The 15,373-nt window shown below is 68.9% G+C and carries 15 protein-coding genes and 1 pseudogene; 6 read left to right on the plus strand and 10 right to left on the minus strand.

All coding sequences use genetic code 11. The features are described 5' to 3' along the window. The first annotated feature begins 2 nt into the window (after window positions 1–2). From ACZ5BH_RS07435 to cmoB, 3 genes are read left to right on the plus strand one after another with little or no spacing between them, the layout of a single operon-like run. On the plus strand, window positions 3–404 hold the full coding sequence (locus ACZ5BH_RS07435) for a hypothetical protein (RefSeq protein WP_464888626.1): 402 nt from the start codon (window positions 3–5) through the stop codon (window positions 402–404). A gap of 44 nt (window positions 405–448) precedes the next feature. Then, complete coding sequence (cmoA, locus tag ACZ5BH_RS07440) at window positions 449–1,177, plus strand: carboxy-S-adenosyl-L-methionine synthase CmoA (RefSeq protein ID WP_464888627.1); 729 nt, start codon at window positions 449–451, stop codon at window positions 1,175–1,177. Continuing rightward, window positions 1,177–2,151, plus strand: coding sequence for a tRNA 5-methoxyuridine(34)/uridine 5-oxyacetic acid(34) synthase CmoB (gene cmoB / locus ACZ5BH_RS07445; RefSeq protein ID WP_464888628.1), 975 nt, complete (start codon window positions 1,177–1,179; stop codon window positions 2,149–2,151). Before cmoA ends, cmoB begins: the two co-directional genes overlap by 1 nt. 623 nt (window positions 2,152–2,774) lie before the next feature. Here cmoB and ACZ5BH_RS07450 read toward each other — a convergent pair. The 4 genes and pseudogenes from ACZ5BH_RS07450 to ACZ5BH_RS07465 all read right to left on the minus strand — a co-directional run. Continuing rightward, window positions 2,775–3,026 (minus strand): annotated as a pseudogene (locus ACZ5BH_RS07450) (methyl-accepting chemotaxis protein); the annotation flags it as partial. 880 nt (window positions 3,027–3,906) lie between these two features. Next, on the minus strand, window positions 3,907–5,229 hold the full coding sequence (gene rimO, locus ACZ5BH_RS07455) for a 30S ribosomal protein S12 methylthiotransferase RimO (RefSeq protein ID WP_464888629.1): 1,323 nt from the start codon (window positions 5,227–5,229) through the stop codon (window positions 3,907–3,909). 124 nt (window positions 5,230–5,353) lie between these two features. Beyond that, a complete protein-coding gene (locus ACZ5BH_RS07460) occupies window positions 5,354–6,628 on the minus strand; it encodes a multifunctional CCA addition/repair protein (protein WP_464888630.1) in 1,275 nt (424 codons plus the stop codon). Next, entirely contained in the window at window positions 6,625–7,590 is a 966-nt protein-coding gene (locus ACZ5BH_RS07465) for a complex I NDUFA9 subunit family protein (RefSeq protein ID WP_464888631.1), read from the minus strand. Before ACZ5BH_RS07465 ends, ACZ5BH_RS07460 begins: the two co-directional genes overlap by 4 nt. A 311-nt stretch (window positions 7,591–7,901) precedes the next feature. Here ACZ5BH_RS07465 and ACZ5BH_RS07470 point away from each other — a divergent pair, with 311 nt between their 5' ends. The 3 genes from ACZ5BH_RS07470 to ACZ5BH_RS07480 are packed head-to-tail and all read left to right on the plus strand — an operon-like array spanning window position 7,902 to window position 10,411. Further along, the gene (locus ACZ5BH_RS07470) at window positions 7,902–9,266 is read left to right on the plus strand and encodes an NAD-dependent succinate-semialdehyde dehydrogenase (protein ID WP_464888632.1); all 1,365 of its coding nucleotides are present in this window, start codon (window positions 7,902–7,904) and stop codon (window positions 9,264–9,266) included. A 9-nt stretch (window positions 9,267–9,275) separates the two neighbouring features. Further along, on the plus strand, window positions 9,276–9,596 hold the full coding sequence (locus ACZ5BH_RS07475) for a heavy metal-binding domain-containing protein (protein ID WP_464888633.1): 321 nt from the start codon (window positions 9,276–9,278) through the stop codon (window positions 9,594–9,596). Between the two features lie 23 nt (window positions 9,597–9,619). Next, window positions 9,620–10,411, plus strand: coding sequence for a sulfite exporter TauE/SafE family protein (locus ACZ5BH_RS07480; protein WP_464888634.1), 792 nt, complete (start codon window positions 9,620–9,622; stop codon window positions 10,409–10,411). A 194-nt stretch (window positions 10,412–10,605) separates the two neighbouring features. Here the strand turns inward: ACZ5BH_RS07480 and ACZ5BH_RS07485 are convergent, their stop codons facing one another. The 6 genes from ACZ5BH_RS07485 to moaA form a co-directional block, all read right to left on the minus strand. Beyond that, window positions 10,606–11,958, minus strand: coding sequence for a sensor histidine kinase (locus ACZ5BH_RS07485; RefSeq protein ID WP_464888635.1), 1,353 nt, complete (start codon window positions 11,956–11,958; stop codon window positions 10,606–10,608). Window positions 11,959–12,264: 306 nt separating this feature from the next. Further along, entirely contained in the window at window positions 12,265–12,942 is a 678-nt protein-coding gene (locus ACZ5BH_RS07490; protein ID WP_464888636.1) for a response regulator transcription factor, read from the minus strand. Window position 12,943: 1 nt separating this feature from the next. Next, entirely contained in the window at window positions 12,944–13,210 is a 267-nt protein-coding gene (locus ACZ5BH_RS07495) for a PepSY domain-containing protein (RefSeq protein ID WP_464888637.1), read from the minus strand. A 57-nt stretch (window positions 13,211–13,267) separates the two neighbouring features. After that, window positions 13,268–13,732: a hypothetical protein gene (locus ACZ5BH_RS07500; protein WP_464888638.1), complete on the minus strand. Its 465-nt coding sequence runs from the start codon at window positions 13,730–13,732 to the stop codon at window positions 13,268–13,270. 82 nt (window positions 13,733–13,814) lie between these two features. After that, window positions 13,815–14,285, minus strand: coding sequence for a DsrE family protein (locus ACZ5BH_RS07505; RefSeq protein WP_464888639.1), 471 nt, complete (start codon window positions 14,283–14,285; stop codon window positions 13,815–13,817). Window positions 14,286–14,363: 78 nt separating this feature from the next. After that, complete coding sequence (gene moaA / locus ACZ5BH_RS07510; protein ID WP_464888640.1) at window positions 14,364–15,347, minus strand: GTP 3',8-cyclase MoaA; 984 nt, start codon at window positions 15,345–15,347, stop codon at window positions 14,364–14,366. Window positions 15,348–15,373: the final 26 nt, after the last annotated feature.

Genomic DNA, 15,373 nt, shown 5'->3' on the forward strand with positions numbered 1-15,373 from the left:
CCATGCCCGTGCACATCCGCATCCATCCCGAGGTGAACCTCGTCGTGCACACGGCGACGGGCCAGCTCGAGGTGGCGGACATTCGGGACGCCTTCGACCGCATGCTCGAGGATCCGGAATTTCGCCCCGGCATGAACACGCTGTGGGATCTGCGCGAGGCCCTGGTGTATTCCACGCCCGACAAGCTCCAGGAACTGGTGACCCATGTGGCCCTGTCCCGCGAGAAGCGGGGCAGCCGCTATCGCCTGGCCATCCTGGCGAAGGATTCGGTGCTGCTGATGCTGGCCGACATCTTCAAGGCCCTGGCCAGCCCGCTGGCCTTCCAGGTGCGGATTTGCCGGGAGTTCGACGAGGCCTGGGAGTGGTTGCAGGCCGGGTCCGACGGCAACAGCAGCGCCGCCTGAGCCGCCGCGGGCCGGCCCCGGCCCGCCTGGTTTACAATTTCTCCATGCCTTCTTCCGTGGACAAGCTGTTCGCCGCCCCCCGCCCCCTGGTGGACTTCGCCTTCGACGAGGCGGTGGCCCGGGTCTTCCCCGACATGATCCGCCGTTCGGTGCCCGGCTACGAGACCCTGATCGGGCTCACCGGCCTGCTGGCGGCGCGCCATGCCCGGGCCGGCAGCCGGATCTACGATCTGGGCGCCTCGCTCGGCGCCAGCACCCTGGCGGTGGCCCGCTGCCTCGAGACGCCCGACGTCACCCTGGTGGCGGTGGACAATGCCCCGGCCATGGCGGCGCGTTGCGCTGCCAACCTGCGCGAGGCCCTGGGAGCGCGGCGCGTGCAGGTGATCTGTGCCGACATCCGTGACGTGCTCATCCGCGACGCCTCGGTGGTGATCCTCAACTTCACCCTGCAGTTCGTGCCGCCGCCGGATCGCGCCGCGCTGCTGGCACGCATCCATGCCGGCCTGCGTCCCGGTGGCATTCTGCTGCTGGCCGAGAAGATCGCCTTCGCCGATTCGGCCGAACAGCGACGCATGGAGGCCCTGCACGCCGATTTCAAGCGTGCCAACGGCTACAGCGAGCTGGAGATCCACCAGAAACGGGCGGCCCTGGAGAAGGTGCTGATCCCCGACACCCTCGAAACCCACCACCGGCGCCTGCAGGCGGCGGGTTTTACGGCGGTGGACGAATGGTTCCGTTGCCTCAACTTCGCCGGCCTGCTGGCCCTGCGCTGATGGATCTCGACACCTTGTTGCCGGCGCTGGCCGAAGGGCCGCTGGCCCGCTGGGCCGAACGCCTGCCCGCCCAGGTGGCCGCCGGGCTGGACCCGGCCCGGCACGGCGATCTGCCCCGCTGGGAGGCGGCCCTGGCCGCGCTGCCCGAAGCGCGGCCAGGCAGCGTGGATCTGGCCGCCGACACGGTGCGCATCGGCCACGCCGCCGATCTGGCTGCCGGCGATGGCGAACGGCTCGAAGCCGCCCTGCGGCAACTGCACCCCTGGCGCAAGGGGCCGTTCGAGTTGTTCGGTCTGCCCATCGACACCGAATGGCGTTCCGACTGGAAGTGGCAGCGCCTGGCGCCGCACATTCAACCGCTGGCCGGGCGGCTGGTGCTCGACGTGGGCTGCGGCAACGGCTATCATGCCTGGCGCATGCGCGGGGCGGGAGCGGCGCGGGTCATCGGGATCGATCCGTCGCCCCTGTTCGTGATGCAGTTCCGGGCCGTGAAGCGCTACCTGCCCGCCGAGCCGGTGGACGTGCTGCCGCTGGGCATCGACGATCTGCCGCCGGCACTGGACGCCTTCGACACCGTGTTCTCCATGGGGGTGCTCTATCACCGGCGCTCGCCGCTGGATCACCTGCTGCAACTGAAGGGTGCCCTGCGCCCCGGCGGCGAACTGGTGCTGGAAACCCTGGTGGTGGAAGGCGACGCGCAGAGCGTGCTGGTGCCGGCGGGGCGCTACGCGAAGATGGGCAACGTCTGGTTCATCCCCTCCCCGGCCCTGCTCGAACGCTGGCTGGAACGCTGCGGCTTCCGCGACGTGCGGGTGGTGGACGTAACCCCCACCCGCGTGGAGGAACAGCGCCGCACCGCCTGGATGACCTTCCAGTCCCTGGCCGACTTTCTCGATCCCAACGATGCCTCGCGCACGGTGGAAGGCCATCCGGCCCCCGTGCGCGCCATCGCCATCGCCCGCAAGCCGGGTTAGCAGGCTGTTGTTTCAAAATTGTCTTGACGTGAATCGTTTGATGTAGGAGCGGCGCAAGCCGCGAAAATGCCGCCTTCGCGGCTTGCGCCGCTCCTACCGGATAGCACCTAAATTCACAACAGCTTTCTGCCGATTCAGAACAGTTCCACCTCGCTGGGCGCGTCGGTGAACGATTCGATGCGCTGTTTCTCCTCCACCAGCATGCCCAGCCGCTCGACGAGTTGCCGGCTTTGTTCTTCGGTGGCTTCCATGGCCTCGAGGATGGTGCCCTGCAATGCGGCGTCGGCGCGCCAGTCCTGCTCCAGGGCGTCGAGCAGGGTCTGCACTGTGGCGTGGAGCCGGTTGTGCAGATCGATGATCACCGGGTAACTGGGCAGGTTGTTGTAACAGGCTCCGCCATCGGGATCGGCGAACCAGTGGCCGAAACGGCAGCGATCCGCATCCACCCGCAGATCGTCCTTGTAGGGATGATGGCCGTCCAGGCCGATGACCCGGTGGGCCTTCTGCACGTAGACCGTATGATCCATCTTGGCCAGCGAGATGTGGCTGATCATGCGGGCCTTGCTGACCGTTTCGTAGGTCTGCTGGGCCACTTCCGCAAAGCGGGCGAAGGAGCGCTCGAAATCGGCCACCAGCTGGTTCGAGGTGGTGGTCTTCTCCTCCATCTGGGCGGAGCTTTCGGCGATCCGCTGGCTGGCCTGCAGCAGCCCGGTGATGATGGCCTCGATCTTGTCGGTGGCCTGCTTGGTGTTCTCGGCCAGGGCCCGCACCTCGTCGGCCACCACGGCGAAGCCGCGGCCGTGTTCCCCCGCCCGCGCCGCCTCGATGGCGGCATTGAGGGCCAGCAGGTTGGTCTGATCGGCGATGCTGGCGATGAGGCCGATGATCTGGTTGATCTCCGCGCTGCTCTCGTCGAGCTGGCGGGAGGCATCGCGCAGGGCGCCGATGCGTTCCACCACCAGGCCGATGTTTTCCTTTACGTTGTTCACGTCGTTGCGGCTGCCCTGGGCATTGAGCGCCGCTTCGCTGGAGATGGTTTCCACTTCGGTCATCTCCTGGGCGATGGTGTGCAGATCGGTCTGGGTGAGTTGCAGGCTGGAGACCAGGTTCTCGGCCTGCAGGGCCGATACGCGGCTGAACAGCTCTTCCCGCTGGCGCTGCCAGTGGGCCGCTTCGAGGGACTCGAGGGCCTGGCGGATGCTCGCCAGCCCGTCGCGGAACTCGCCGGCGAAGTCGGCGCTGGCGGGCGGCGTGTCGAAGCGTTGCTCGCCGGCGGCCTGCAGCAGGCTCACCGTGTCGTGGACGAAGGCTTCGGTCTGTTCCACGGCCCGGTTCAGGGCATGGGCCAGCGCGCCCAGTTCGCAGTTTTCGGGGATCCCGGTCAGGCGGGCGGAAAGCCGGCCGCTGGCCAGTTCCTGGCACACGCTCTCGAGCTGCCGGGCCATGGCCAGGTGGCGTTTGCGGAAATGGCCAATCAGCGGCCAGGTGAGAATCCCCAGGACCAGAAAGCCGAACAGTACCGGGTCGGGGCCCAGCCGCAACAGGGCGTAGCCGGTGGCCGCGAGCAGCAGGAGCGGCGCGAGATAGGGGAGCAGGCGGGGGACGAAGCGGGCGGCAAGGGTGGTCATGCGGTGCATCCAGGCTGTGAGGGCGGGGCGCAGGCCGGGGCCGCGGCCCCCGCGCAGGGTTCGGGTTTCCCTGACTCTAGCGGCCGGTAACGGACGGGCTTTAGCTTGAACCCGGGAAAACCCGGAATCAGCCCGCGAGCGGGCGGGCGATCAGATCGTGCTCGGTGGCGGCGACGATCTCCACGTCCAGCAGATCCCCGGCCTGGGCGTCGGGCGCGTCGTCGAGGATCACGGCGCCGTCGATCTCCGGCGCCTCGCCGGCCGAGCGGGCCAGCAGCAGGCCCTCCTCGTCGACCCCGTCCACCAGCACGGTGGCGCGCCGGCCGACCCGCGCCTGCAGCTTCGCCGCGCTGATTTCGCCCTGGCGGGCCATGAAGCGGGCCAGGCGGTCCTGCTTCACTTCCTCCGGCACGGCGCCGGGCAGCGCGTTGGCCGGGGCACCGTCCACCGGCGAGTAGGCGAAGGCCCCCACCCGGTCCAGTTGGGCGGCGTCGAGAAACTCGAGCAACAGGTCGAAGTCGGCCTCCGTCTCGCCGGGGAAGCCGACGATGAAGGTGCTGCGCAGGGTCAGATCGGGGCAGATCGTCCGCCAGTTTTCGATCCGCTCCAGCACCCGCTCGATGTCGCCGGGGCGTTTCATGGCCCGCAGCACGGCCGGGCTGGCGTGTTGCAGGGGCACGTCCAGATAGGGCAGGACGCGGCCCTCGGCCATCAGCGGCAGCACCTCGTCCACGTGCGGATAGGGATAGACGTAGTGCAGCCGCACCCAGGCGCCGAGCGTGCCCAGGGCCGCCGCCAGCTCGGTGAAGCGGGTCTTCACCGGACGCCCGCCCCAGAAGCCGGTGCGGTATTTCACGTCCACGCCGTAGGCCGAGGTGTCCTGGGAGACCACCAGCAGCTCCTTCACTCCGGCGGCCACCAGGTTCTCGGCCTCCTGCAATACCTCGCCCACCGGCCGGCTGACCAGATCCCCGCGCAGTTGCGGGATGATGCAGAAGCTGCAGCGGTGATTGCAGCCTTCCGAGATTTTCAGATACGCATAGTGACGCGGCGTCAGCCGCAGCCCCTCGGGCGGCACCAGATCGGTGAAGGGATCGGGGGGCTTGGGCAGGTGCGTGTGCACCGCTGCCATCACCGCTTCGTAGGCGTGGGGTCCGGTGACCGCCAGCACGCCGGGCACGGCCGTCTCCACCAGGCCCTCGCGCGCGCCGAGGCAGCCGGTCACGATCACCCTGCCGTTCTCGTCCAGCGCCTCGCGGATGGCCGCCAGCGACTCTTCCACCGCCGCGTCGATGAAGCCGCAGGTGTTGACGATCACCAGGGCCGCGTCGTCGTAACGATCCGTGATGGCGTAGCCCTCGGCCCGCAGGCGGGTGAGGATCCGCTCCGAATCCACCGTGGCCTTGGGGCAGCCGAGGCTGATGAAACCGATCTTCGGCGGGGTCTTCATGGTCTTCTTCACGACCGCGGTGGAAGGAACACGGAGGACACGGAGACACGGAGGACACCGAGGCGAGAACGTGTGGAGACAGCCGGGGCCTGTCGCAGATCACTCATCAGGTGGAGGCGGATTCTCAGCATTTCTCCGTGCCCCCCGTGTCTCCGTGCCCTCCGTGTTTGCTGTGTTCGTCCGTTTTCGAAGCCTCGCGGATCGCGGCGATGCGGCGCTGGCGCAGTTCGCGGGCGAGGTCGGCGCCGCGGTAGCCTGCGCGGGCCAGGTCGCCGCCGCGGATGGCGTCGGCGGCGGCGAAGGCGGAGCGCAGGAGGCCGGGCTGGGCGAACTCGGCGTCCGCGTAGCCGGGCCGGCCGCGGGAGTCGGCTTCGCAGGCCAGCAGGTACTGCTCGAAACGTGCGGGGCGGCGGAAGGCGTCCAGGGCCTCGAGCAGCGCGAGCAGGGCCGGCGCGTCCAGTTCGGCGGCGCGGTGGTAGTGCAGGTGATAGCGGGTCACCAGCACGGCCAGTTCGTGAAAAGCCTTCGGTGCCCGGTACCGTTCGCACAGGGCCTCCACCAGGGGCACGCCGCGGGCTTCGTGATCGGGATGCTTTGGCCACAGATCCCGGGGCGTGGTGCCCTTGCCCAGATCGTGGACCAGGGCGGCGAAGCGCACCACCGGCTCGGGCGTCAGGCGCGCGGCCTGTTCCAGCACCAGCAGGGTGTGCACGCCGGTGTCGATCTCGGGATGGTGCGCGGGATCCTGCGGTACGCCGAACAGCCGTTCGATCTCCGGAAACAGCCTGGCCAGGGCGCCGCATTCGCGCAGCACCTCGAAGAACACCTGGGGCGCATCCTCGCCCAGGGCGCGCACCGTCTCCTGCCAGACCCGTTCGGGCACCAGGGCGTCCACCTCGCCTGCGTCCACCATGCGGCGCATCAGCGCCAGGGTTTCGTCGGCGATGCGAAAGCCCAAGGGGTGGAAGCGGGCGGCGAAGCGTGCCACCCGGAGGATGCGTACCGGATCCTCGACGAAGGCGGGGGAGACGTGGCGCAGCAGGCGGCGTTCCAGGTCCCGCCGGCCGCCGTAAGGATCGATGAGGTGTCCGTCCTCGTCCTCGGCCATGGCATTGATGGTGAGATCGCGCCGGGCCAGGTCTTCCTCCAGGGTGACCTCGGGGCTGGCGTGGAAGGTGAAGCCGGTGTAGCCGGGGCCGGTCTTGCGTTCGGTGCGGGCCAGGGCGTATTCCTCTTTCGTTTCGGGATGCAGGAACACGGGGAAGTCCTTGCCCACCGGCCTGAAGCCCAGGGCGCGCATCTGCTCGGGCGTGGCGCCCACCACCACCCAGTCGTTGTCGGTGACCGGCAGGCCCAGCAGCCGGTCCCGCACGCCGCCGCCGACCTTGTAGATCTTCACGGCCGGCGGGCGGTGCGTCGCCAGCGGGTATAGTGGGCCCGCAGGGTGTCCGGTTGCAGATAGAGGGGCACGGCCGCTTCCAGGGGCGTGGGCACGATGCCGAAGACCTCGCGCAGCACCCGGTCGCCCTCGGCGCAGACGCTGTCGGTTTGCAGGGAGCGGAAGTTGTCCAGGGTGAAGGGCTTGCCCGGCACGTGCTGCAGGATCATCGCCTGCAGTTTCGACAGGCGCGGGCCGAGGGGGAGGATGCGCCGGTGCAGATCCAGTTCCCGGTTGAGGTATTCGACGATCTCGAGCAGGGTGTATTCCTTCGGCCCGCAGAGATCGTAACGCTGGCCGATGGCCGCCGGCCTGTCGAGGCTGCGCACGAAGGCCTGCACCACGTCTTCCACGTGCACCGGGGCGAAGCGGCTGCGGGCGCAGGCCAGGGGCAGGATCGGCGCCTTGCGCAGCAGGGCGGCGAAGCGGTTGGTGAAGCTGTCGTCGCGGCCGAAGATCACCGAGGGCCGGAAGGAGGTGGCCTCGATGCCGCTGGCGGCATGCACGCGGTTTTCGCCCTCGCCCTTGCTGCGCAGATAGTAGCTGCTGCCGCTGGCCGCATCGGCGTGCAGGGCGCTCATGTGCAGGAAGCGGCTCACCTTCTTCTCGCGGCAGGCGTTGAGCATGCGCTCCACCAGGGCCACGTGGATGGCATGGAATTCCTTGCCGTTGTCGCGCTTCTCGTTGAGGATGCCGATCAGGTTGATGGCGATGTCACAGCCATCCAGGGCCTTGCGCATCACGAAGCCGTCGTGCACCACGTCGCCTTCGAGCAGGGTGAGGCCGGGGAACACCCGCAGATCGCGGTGCCGTTCCGGATGCCGGGACGGGATCCGGACCCGATGGCCCGCCGCGGTCAGGGCCCGCGCCAGATGGCGGCCGACGAAGCCGGTGCCGCCGAAGATGCAGAGGGTGTGTTGCATGATCGATTGTCTGTTCCCTTGATGTGGCCGTGCAAGATTGACTGGCTGGATGTAGGCCGGCTCAAGCGCAGCGGAGCCGGCAACGCAACAACAGAAATCGCTGTTCCGAATTCCCGTTCAGTTTGGTGGGTTGGAAACACCTTTCCGGGCCGCCCTCCCTGCCTGCCTCCAGGCGTACGAGAATTCGGAATACCTGTTTGTGCCCGCAGGCATGGCAGAGAATTGAAACACAGCGGCGGCAAGGGCGTCTATACTTGGCCCAACGGTATGGACATCCCCCTTGCCTCGCCACACCAAAACAAGGAGCAAACATGAGCTTTCAGGTCACCAGTCCCGTCGATGGCACGATCCTGCGCGAAATCCCGGCCTGGGATGCGGCCACGCTGGATCGCACCCTGGAGGCCGTGGCCGCGGCCACGCCCGGCTGGGCCGACACCCCGGTTTCGGAGCGGGCGCGGCTGATGGGGCGGGCCGCCGAGGTGCTGCGCGCCAACGCGGAGCAGTATGCGCGCATCATGACCACCGAGATGGGCAAGCTCTTCCGCGATGCCCGTGCCGAGATCGAGAAATGCGCCTGGGTCTGCGAATACTATGCCGAGCACGGGCCGGCCTTTCTCGCCGACGAGATCATCGCGTCGGACGCCGGCAAGAGTTATGTGGCCTATCTGCCGCTGGGCACCGTGCTGGCGGTGATGCCCTGGAACTTCCCCTTCTGGCAGGTATTCCGTTTCGCCGCGCCCGCGCTGGTGGCCGGCAATACCGGCGTGCTCAAGCACGCTTCCAACGTGCCGGAAAGCGCCCTGGCCATCGAGGAGGTGTTCCGCGAGGCCGGCTTTCCCGAGAACGTGTTCCGCACCCTGATGATCCGCGCCTCGCAGGTGCGCGGAGTGATCGAGGATCCCCGCGTGCACGCCGTCACCCTCACCGGCAGCGAGCCGGCCGGCCGGCAGGTGGCCGCCGCCGCGGGCGAGAATCTCAAGAAGTCGGTGCTGGAGCTGGGCGGCTCCGATGCCTTCGTGGTGCTGGAGGATGCGGATCTGGACCTGGCCGTGCAGACCGCTGTCACTTCGCGTTTTCTCAACAACGGTCAGAGCTGCATCGCCGCCAAGCGCTTCATCGTGGTGGATGCCATCGACGAGGACTTTCTCACCCGCTTCCAGGCCGCGGTGGAGGCCCTGCGCATGGGCGATCCCTTCGACGAGGCGACCCAGCTCGGCCCCATGGCGCGCACCGATCTGCGCGACGAGCTGCACCGGCAGGTGACCGACAGCATCGCCGCCGGCGCGGTGCCGGTGACCGGCTGCGAAATCCCCGACCGTCCCGGCGCCTGGTATCCCCCCTCGATCCTCGACCGGGTGGAGCCAGGCATGCGCGCCTGGCACGAGGAGCTGTTCGGCCCGGTGGCCATCGTCATCCACGCCCGCGACGAGGAGGATGCCCTGCGCATCGCCAACGATTCGCCCTTCGGCCTTGGCGGCAGCATCTGGACCGCCGACAGCCGGCGCGGCGAGCGCCTCGCCCGGCGCATGCAGTCGGGCGCCACCTTCGTCAACGGCCTGGTCAAGAGCGATCCGCGTCTGCCCTTCGGCGGCATCAAGCATTCGGGCTACGGCCGGGAGCTTTCGCATCATGGCATCCGCGAGTTCGTCAACGTCAAGACCATCTGGATCCGCTGAGGCCAAGACATGATTCTTTCCACCACCCCCACCCTCGAAGGACGCCCCATCCGGACCTATCACGGCGTGGTCACCGGCGAGGCCATCCTGGGCGCCAACGTCTTCAAGGACTTCTTCGCCTCCATCCGCGACATCGTCGGGGGCCGCTCCGGCGCCTACGAAAAGGAACTGGAGAAGGCCCGCACCCTCGCCTTCGAGGAGATGCAGGAACAGGCCCGCACCCTGGGCGCCAACGCGGTGGTCGGCATCGACATCGACTACGAGACGGTCGGCGGGCAGGGCAGCATGCTGATGGTGAGCGTCAGCGGCACGGCCGTGACCGTGGAGTGATGGCGACTCGCCCCGGCTGAAGCATGGGGGTGCCAACGGCGCTGTTGCTCTTCGCCGCCCTGCTGGGCGTGTTTGCCGGTCTGGCGGCGGGGTTGCTGGGGGTGGGCGGTGGCCTCGTCATCGTGCCGGTGCTGGCCATGCTCTTCACCGCCGCCGGCTACGACCACGTGATGCATCTGGCCGTGGGCACGTCGCTGGCGACCATCGTTTTCACCTCCCTGTCTTCGGTGCGGGCCCATCACCGCCATGGCGCGGTGCAGTGGCCGGTGTTCCGGCGCCTGACGCCGGGGATCGTGATCGGTGCCCTGGCCGGCGCGGCGATCGCCGATCGCCTGCCCGGCGACCGCCTGCGCCTCGTCTTCGGTCTGTTCGAGCTGTGGGTGGCCGTGCAGATGAGTCTGGACATTCGCCCGGCGCCCCACCGGCGCCTGCCGGGCCCGGCCGGCATGGGCCTGGCCGGCGTGATCATCGGCGGGATCTCGGCCATCGTGGGGATCGGCGGCGGCACCCTCACCGTGCCGTTCCTGGTCTGGTGCAACGTGGCCATGCGCCAGGCCGTGGCCACCTCCGCCGCCTGCGGCCTGCCCATCGCCCTCGCCGGCAGCCTGGGCTTCCTCGTCACCGGCTGGGACGCCCCCGACCGTCCGCCCGGCAGCCTCGGCTATCTGCACCTGCCGGCCCTTGGCGCCATCGTCGTCACCAGCATGCTCGCCGCCCCCTGGGGCGCCCGCCTCGCCCACCGCCTGCCGGCCCGCACGCTCAAGCGGATCTTCGCCCTGCTGCTGTTCGCCCTGGCGGCGAAGATGCTGGCTTGAAAGCAGAGGAAAGAGGCAGGAGACAAGAGGAAAGGGAAGGACTCAATCCGTAAGAGCGGCGCCCTCCCCGCGAAAATACAGGGACGAGTGACGAGGGCCAAGGGCCGAGGGAAAACATTGGGTTCCCGGCTTCGATTCCCTCGTTACTCGTTCCTTGGCCCTTGGCCCTGTTCGTCGCGGCGAGGGCGCCGCTCCTACCCGTTCCGTGGCAGTTTCACGGTCAGTTCCGCGCCGCCGAGGGGGCTGTCGCCGATGTGCAGTTCGCCGCCGTAGAGCAGCACGATCTCCTGCACCATGGCCAGGCCGAGGCCGTGGCCTTCCACCCGGGTGTCGGCGCGGCGGCCGCGTTCGCGCACGGCGGCCTTTTGCGCGTCGGGGATGCCGGGGCCGTCGTCTTCCACGCGGATCACGATTGTCTCGCCTTGCCGGGCGGCGCGGATCCGGATGCGCCGCTTGGCCCACTTGAAGGCGTTGTCCAGCAGGTTGCCGAACAGCTCCAGGAGATCGCCGGTTTCCATGGCGATGGCCAGCTCGGCGGGGATTTGCAGTTCCACGTCGCGCCGGGCCTCGCCGTGGACCTTGCCCAGGGTCTGCAGGAGCCGTTCGAGCTGCGGTCGCAGGGGAACGGGAGCCGGATTGGCCCGGGCGGCGGTGGCGGCCCGTTGCAGCTGGTAGTCGATGATCTCGCGGATCCGCTGCACGGCCTCGCGGGCTTCGGCCGGGTCACGGCGGGCCGGCTCGTCGATGGCGTTGGCGAGGATGGCCAGGGGCGTCTTGAGGCTGTGGGCGAGGTTGCCCAGGGCGTCGCGGTAGCGTTCGACCTGCCGCCGGTTGTGTTGCAGCAGGGCGTCGATGCGATCGGTGAGCTGTTGCAGTTCGGGCGGGTAGGGGCCGGGCAGGGTGTCGAGCCGGCCCTGTTCGATGCGGCGCAGATCGGCGCTCACTTGGCGCAGCGGACGCAGCCCCCAGCGCAGCACTGCGGCCTGCACCAGCAACAGCAGCACGGCGGCGCCGCCCAGCCAGCCCCACAGGGTGCGGCGAAAGTCGTCCCGGCGCGCCAGCCAGGGCGTGCGATCCTCGAGCAGGCGGATCCGCAGATCGGTGGTGCGCCCGCCGTCGCCTTCCCAGCGCACCGCGTAGTGCAGGGCCAGGTGGGGCAGGCCGTCCAGCCTGCGCTCGATGAAACGCGGTTCGCCGGGCGGCGAGGGGGGGGCGGCCGGCAGCGTCAGGCCGAGCAGGGAGGGCGTGCGCAGCAGCACCTTGCCGTGCGCATCCTCCACCTGCGCATACAGGCCCGAGGCGGGCCGGCCGTAGCGCGGATCGGGCAGTGGGCGGACGAAACGGGGCTGGCCGTTCGTCGCCACGTCGAGGATGGCCAGCAGGGCGTAGAGGCGATCCTGCAGCCGTTCCCGCTGGGCCGTTTCGAGGCTCTGGCGAAAGGCCCGGTCGAGCGCCAGGCCGGTGAGGGCCACGAACACCAGCAGTACCACGAGGGCGGCCAGCAGCAGGCGGGCCTGGAGGGAGAGGCGCCGGGCGGCCGGTTTCATTAATCGTCTCAAAATGGTTTTACCTCCCGTCCGTAGGGCGGCTCAAGCGTAGCGGAGCCGCCATCTCGGGATGACACGATTTCTGCCGGCTCCGCTACGCTTGAGCCGGCCTGCATCCGCCCCACACCGGCACCGTTTCTGTCAGCACAATTTCGAGACGTTTAACAGGCTGTTGAAAAAAGTCTCTGACGAGTGCGAGACAAGGCGGAAAGTGGCGAAAAAGCGCAGTTTACACGCCAGTAAATGAGCATTTTGAGCCACTTTCCAACGCCGAATCGTGCCGTCAGAGGGTTTTTCAATAGCCTGTTAACACGTGGCGCAGGCCCAGCGGTAGCCGCGGCCGCGCAGGGTTTCGATGGGTTGCCAGGCGCCGTCGGGGTCGAGTTTGCGGCGCAGGCGGCGGACGAAGACCTCGATCACGTTGCTGTCGCGATCGTAGTCCTGGGCGTAGAGGTGTTCGGTCAGCTCGGTCTTGGAGATCACCTCGCCGGCATGCAGCACGAGGTATTCGAGCAGGCGGTATTCGTAGGCGGTGAGTTCCACCTCCCGGCCTTTCAGGGTCACGCGCTGGCGGCGGGGGTCGAGGGCCAGCGGCCCGCTGTGGATCACGGGGCGGGCCTGGCCGGCGGCGCGGCGCAGCAGGGCGCGGATCCGGGCCAGCAGTTCCTCGGGATGGAAGGGCTTGACCAGATAGTCGTCGGCGCCGGCCTCGAGGCCCTCCACCTTTTCTTCCCAGCGGCCCCGGGCGGTGAGGATGAGCACGGGAAAGTCCCGGCCGGCCGCGCGCCAGGCGCGGATCACCGCGATGCCGTCCTTCTCCGGCAGGCCCAGATCCACCACTGCCAGATCGAAGGGGATCTCCTCGCCCAGGTACTGGCCCTCGCGGCCGTCGGCGGCGGTGTCCACCGCGAAGCCGGCTTCGGCGAGCATGGCGCGCAGCTGCTCGCGCAGGGCGTCTTCGTCCTCGAGGATCAGCAGGCGCATGTCACTTCGCCGGCACGCGGAAGATCTTCACGTGGCCGTTGGGCAGCAGCACCTTGATGCGGTGGACCCGCTTGCCGTTGCGGGTGACGGTTTCGGCGCTGAGGATCCGGCCGCCGGTCTGCTTGCGGATGCGGGCCACGGCGGCATCGAGACTCTCGCCCTGCTGGCGGGCCACCCGCAGCAGGCCGTCGGCCGCCGGTACGGTGGCCGTGGCCGGCGGGATCGGCAGCAGGGCGAGCAGGACGGCGGACAGCAGGATGCGGAGCATGGTCGGCGTCGGCAAGGCGGAACGTGGGCACAAGCATACCGACCCGCCGGCGGTTTGTCAGTGCCGGCCCAGTTCGTAGCCCACCACCGAGCCGATGAACAGCCCCGTAGTGGTAGCCAGCGGATCGCCGTCGCCCAGCGCGTTGCCCACCACGCCGCCGAGGACGCCGCCGCCGATCACCGGCAGGGGATCAAAATGGGAAACGCCGTGGGGGCGGTAACGGACATGGGGCCGGTAGAGATGGCCGTGGGGACGGTGATGGCGCAGATAGGGCTCGTCATGATGGCGCCCGGGGCGGTGGCTGCGGCGCCATTGCCGCCAGGCCCGGCGTTCACCGCGGTGCTCGGCCCGCTCCAGTCGTCGCCAGGTCTGGCGCCAGGCGTGGTGCTCCACGCGCCGTTCATGCCTGAGGTGCTTGCCTTCGCCGTGCCAGCGCCGTGCGTGACGATGATCGTCTGCCAGGGCCGGCGTGGCGGTGGCCAGCAGGCCTGCGAGCAGGGGGATGATGAGGAAGCGTGACATGAGCGTGCTCCTGTTGCCTGTGGATTCGGCAAGAAGCATGGCACGGCGGGGCTGAACGAGGGCTGAACCGACGCAGCGGGGCTCAGTCGCTGATCACGATCCGTGCGTAGCCGAGGGCCAGGTAGTCGTTGATCTGGGCCGGACCGGAGGCGGAGAGATCGACGTAGTCGGGAAAGTGCTCCTCGGCCAGGCCCCGCCAGCCGGCGAAGGTGCCGCAGGCGTGGACGGTGACGTCCTCGGCGAGCAGGGAGCGAACGGTCTGGTGAACTTCGGTGTAGCTGTCCCGCACCGAGGTTTCGAGGCCGAACATCTCCTCGCCGTGAGTGACGACCGCCACGGGCAGATCGGGGAAGCGCTGGCGCAGCCGTTCGATGGCCTGGCGCACCCGGGGGAGGGCCCATTCCAGGCCATCCTCGTCGTCGGTGACGATTTCGAAGACCACCCCTTCGGGTGGCGTGTCCTGCGCCAGCAGGCGCTGAAGATCGGATTCGTTGGCGAGGGCCGGCGCGGTGACGGCGGCCAGCAGGCCGGCAAGCAGCAGGGAACGGAACATGGCGGGGCTCCGGGGCATGGGCCTGTTTCTTCTGACAGCGGCCCGCCACGGCCGTTCCACGCGGCTGCAAGCCCGGGCTCAGCCGCCGGTCATGGACATGAAGCGCACCACCTGTCCCGGCTTTTCCCGGAACTCGTGGCGTTCGGGCTTGCGGGCGATGGCGGCGCGGATGTGATCCTCCAGCTCGGCATCGGAGAGGCCGGCGCGCAGCAGGGGGCGCAGGGGATACTGATCGTCCTGGCCCAGGCAGAGGTAGAGGGTGCCGTCGGCGGCGAGGCGCACCCGGTTGCAGGTTTCGCAGAAGTGCTGGGAGAGGGGCGTGATGAAGCCGATTCGCAGATCGGTCCCGGCCACCTGTACGTAGCGGGCCGGCCCGCCACCGGGCATGGTGCCGGGGATCAGCTCGTAGCGTTTGGCCAGGCGCCGCTTCACGTCCTGCAGGCTGACGAAGCGTTCGCTGGCGGCCAGCCCCGTCTCGCCCATGGGCATGGTTTCGATGAAGCGCAGGGTGAAGCCGTGTTCGAGGCAGAAGTCCACCATGTCTTCCACCTCGTCGTCGTTGACGCCGGCCATGATCACCATGTTGATCTTGATGGGGGCGAAGCCCTCGGCCTTCGCGGCCATCAGGCCGTCGAGCACCTTGTCGAGCTTGCCGCGGGTGATTTCCCGGAACCGCTCGGGGCGCAGGGTGTCGAGGCTCACGTTGAGCCGCCGCACGCCGGCGGCACGCAGGGCGGCCGCTTCGCGGGCCAGGCGGGTGGCGTTGGTGCTCAGCGACAGATCCTCGATGCCGGGCAGGGCCGCGAGGCGCGCGGCCAGCGCCGGCAGGCCCCGGCGCACCAGCGGCTCGCCCCCGGTGAGGCGGATGCGGCGGGTGCCCAGGCGGCCGAAGACGCCGATCACCCGTTCCAGTTCGTCGAAGGTGAGCCAGTCCTCGGGCGTGTCGAAGTCGTTGTACCCTTCGGGCATGCAGTACTGACAGCGCAGATCGCAGCGGTCGGTGACCGACAGGCGGACGTATTCGATGCGGCGGCCGTAGGAATCGACGAGGGTGTCCGTCATGGCGGTGATACCTGTGCGAATTTGTC

The organism is Thioprofundum lithotrophicum, assembly GCF_055387065.1.

Coding starts and splice junctions, on each gene's coding strand:
- ACZ5BH_RS07435 (WP_464888626.1), top strand. CDS start 3: ATGCCCGTGCACATCCGCATCCATCCCGAGGTGAACCTCGTCGTGCAC.
- cmoA (WP_464888627.1), top strand. CDS start 449: ATGCCTTCTTCCGTGGACAAGCTGTTCGCCGCCCCCCGCCCCCTGGTG.
- cmoB (WP_464888628.1), top strand. CDS start 1,177: ATGGATCTCGACACCTTGTTGCCGGCGCTGGCCGAAGGGCCGCTGGCC.
- rimO (WP_464888629.1), bottom strand. CDS start 5,229: ATGAAGACCCCGCCGAAGATCGGTTTCATCAGCCTCGGCTGCCCCAAG.
- ACZ5BH_RS07465 (WP_464888631.1), bottom strand. CDS start 7,590: ATGCAACACACCCTCTGCATCTTCGGCGGCACCGGCTTCGTCGGCCGC.
- ACZ5BH_RS07470 (WP_464888632.1), top strand. CDS start 7,902: ATGAGCTTTCAGGTCACCAGTCCCGTCGATGGCACGATCCTGCGCGAA.
- ACZ5BH_RS07475 (WP_464888633.1), top strand. CDS start 9,276: ATGATTCTTTCCACCACCCCCACCCTCGAAGGACGCCCCATCCGGACC.
- ACZ5BH_RS07480 (WP_464888634.1), top strand. CDS start 9,620: ATGGGGGTGCCAACGGCGCTGTTGCTCTTCGCCGCCCTGCTGGGCGTG.
- ACZ5BH_RS07485 (WP_464888635.1), bottom strand. CDS start 11,958: ATGAAACCGGCCGCCCGGCGCCTCTCCCTCCAGGCCCGCCTGCTGCTG.
- ACZ5BH_RS07490 (WP_464888636.1), bottom strand. CDS start 12,942: ATGCGCCTGCTGATCCTCGAGGACGAAGACGCCCTGCGCGAGCAGCTG.
- ACZ5BH_RS07495 (WP_464888637.1), bottom strand. CDS start 13,210: ATGCTCCGCATCCTGCTGTCCGCCGTCCTGCTCGCCCTGCTGCCGATC.
- ACZ5BH_RS07500 (WP_464888638.1), bottom strand. CDS start 13,732: ATGTCACGCTTCCTCATCATCCCCCTGCTCGCAGGCCTGCTGGCCACC.
- ACZ5BH_RS07505 (WP_464888639.1), bottom strand. CDS start 14,285: ATGTTCCGTTCCCTGCTGCTTGCCGGCCTGCTGGCCGCCGTCACCGCG.
- moaA (WP_464888640.1), bottom strand. CDS start 15,347: ATGACGGACACCCTCGTCGATTCCTACGGCCGCCGCATCGAATACGTC.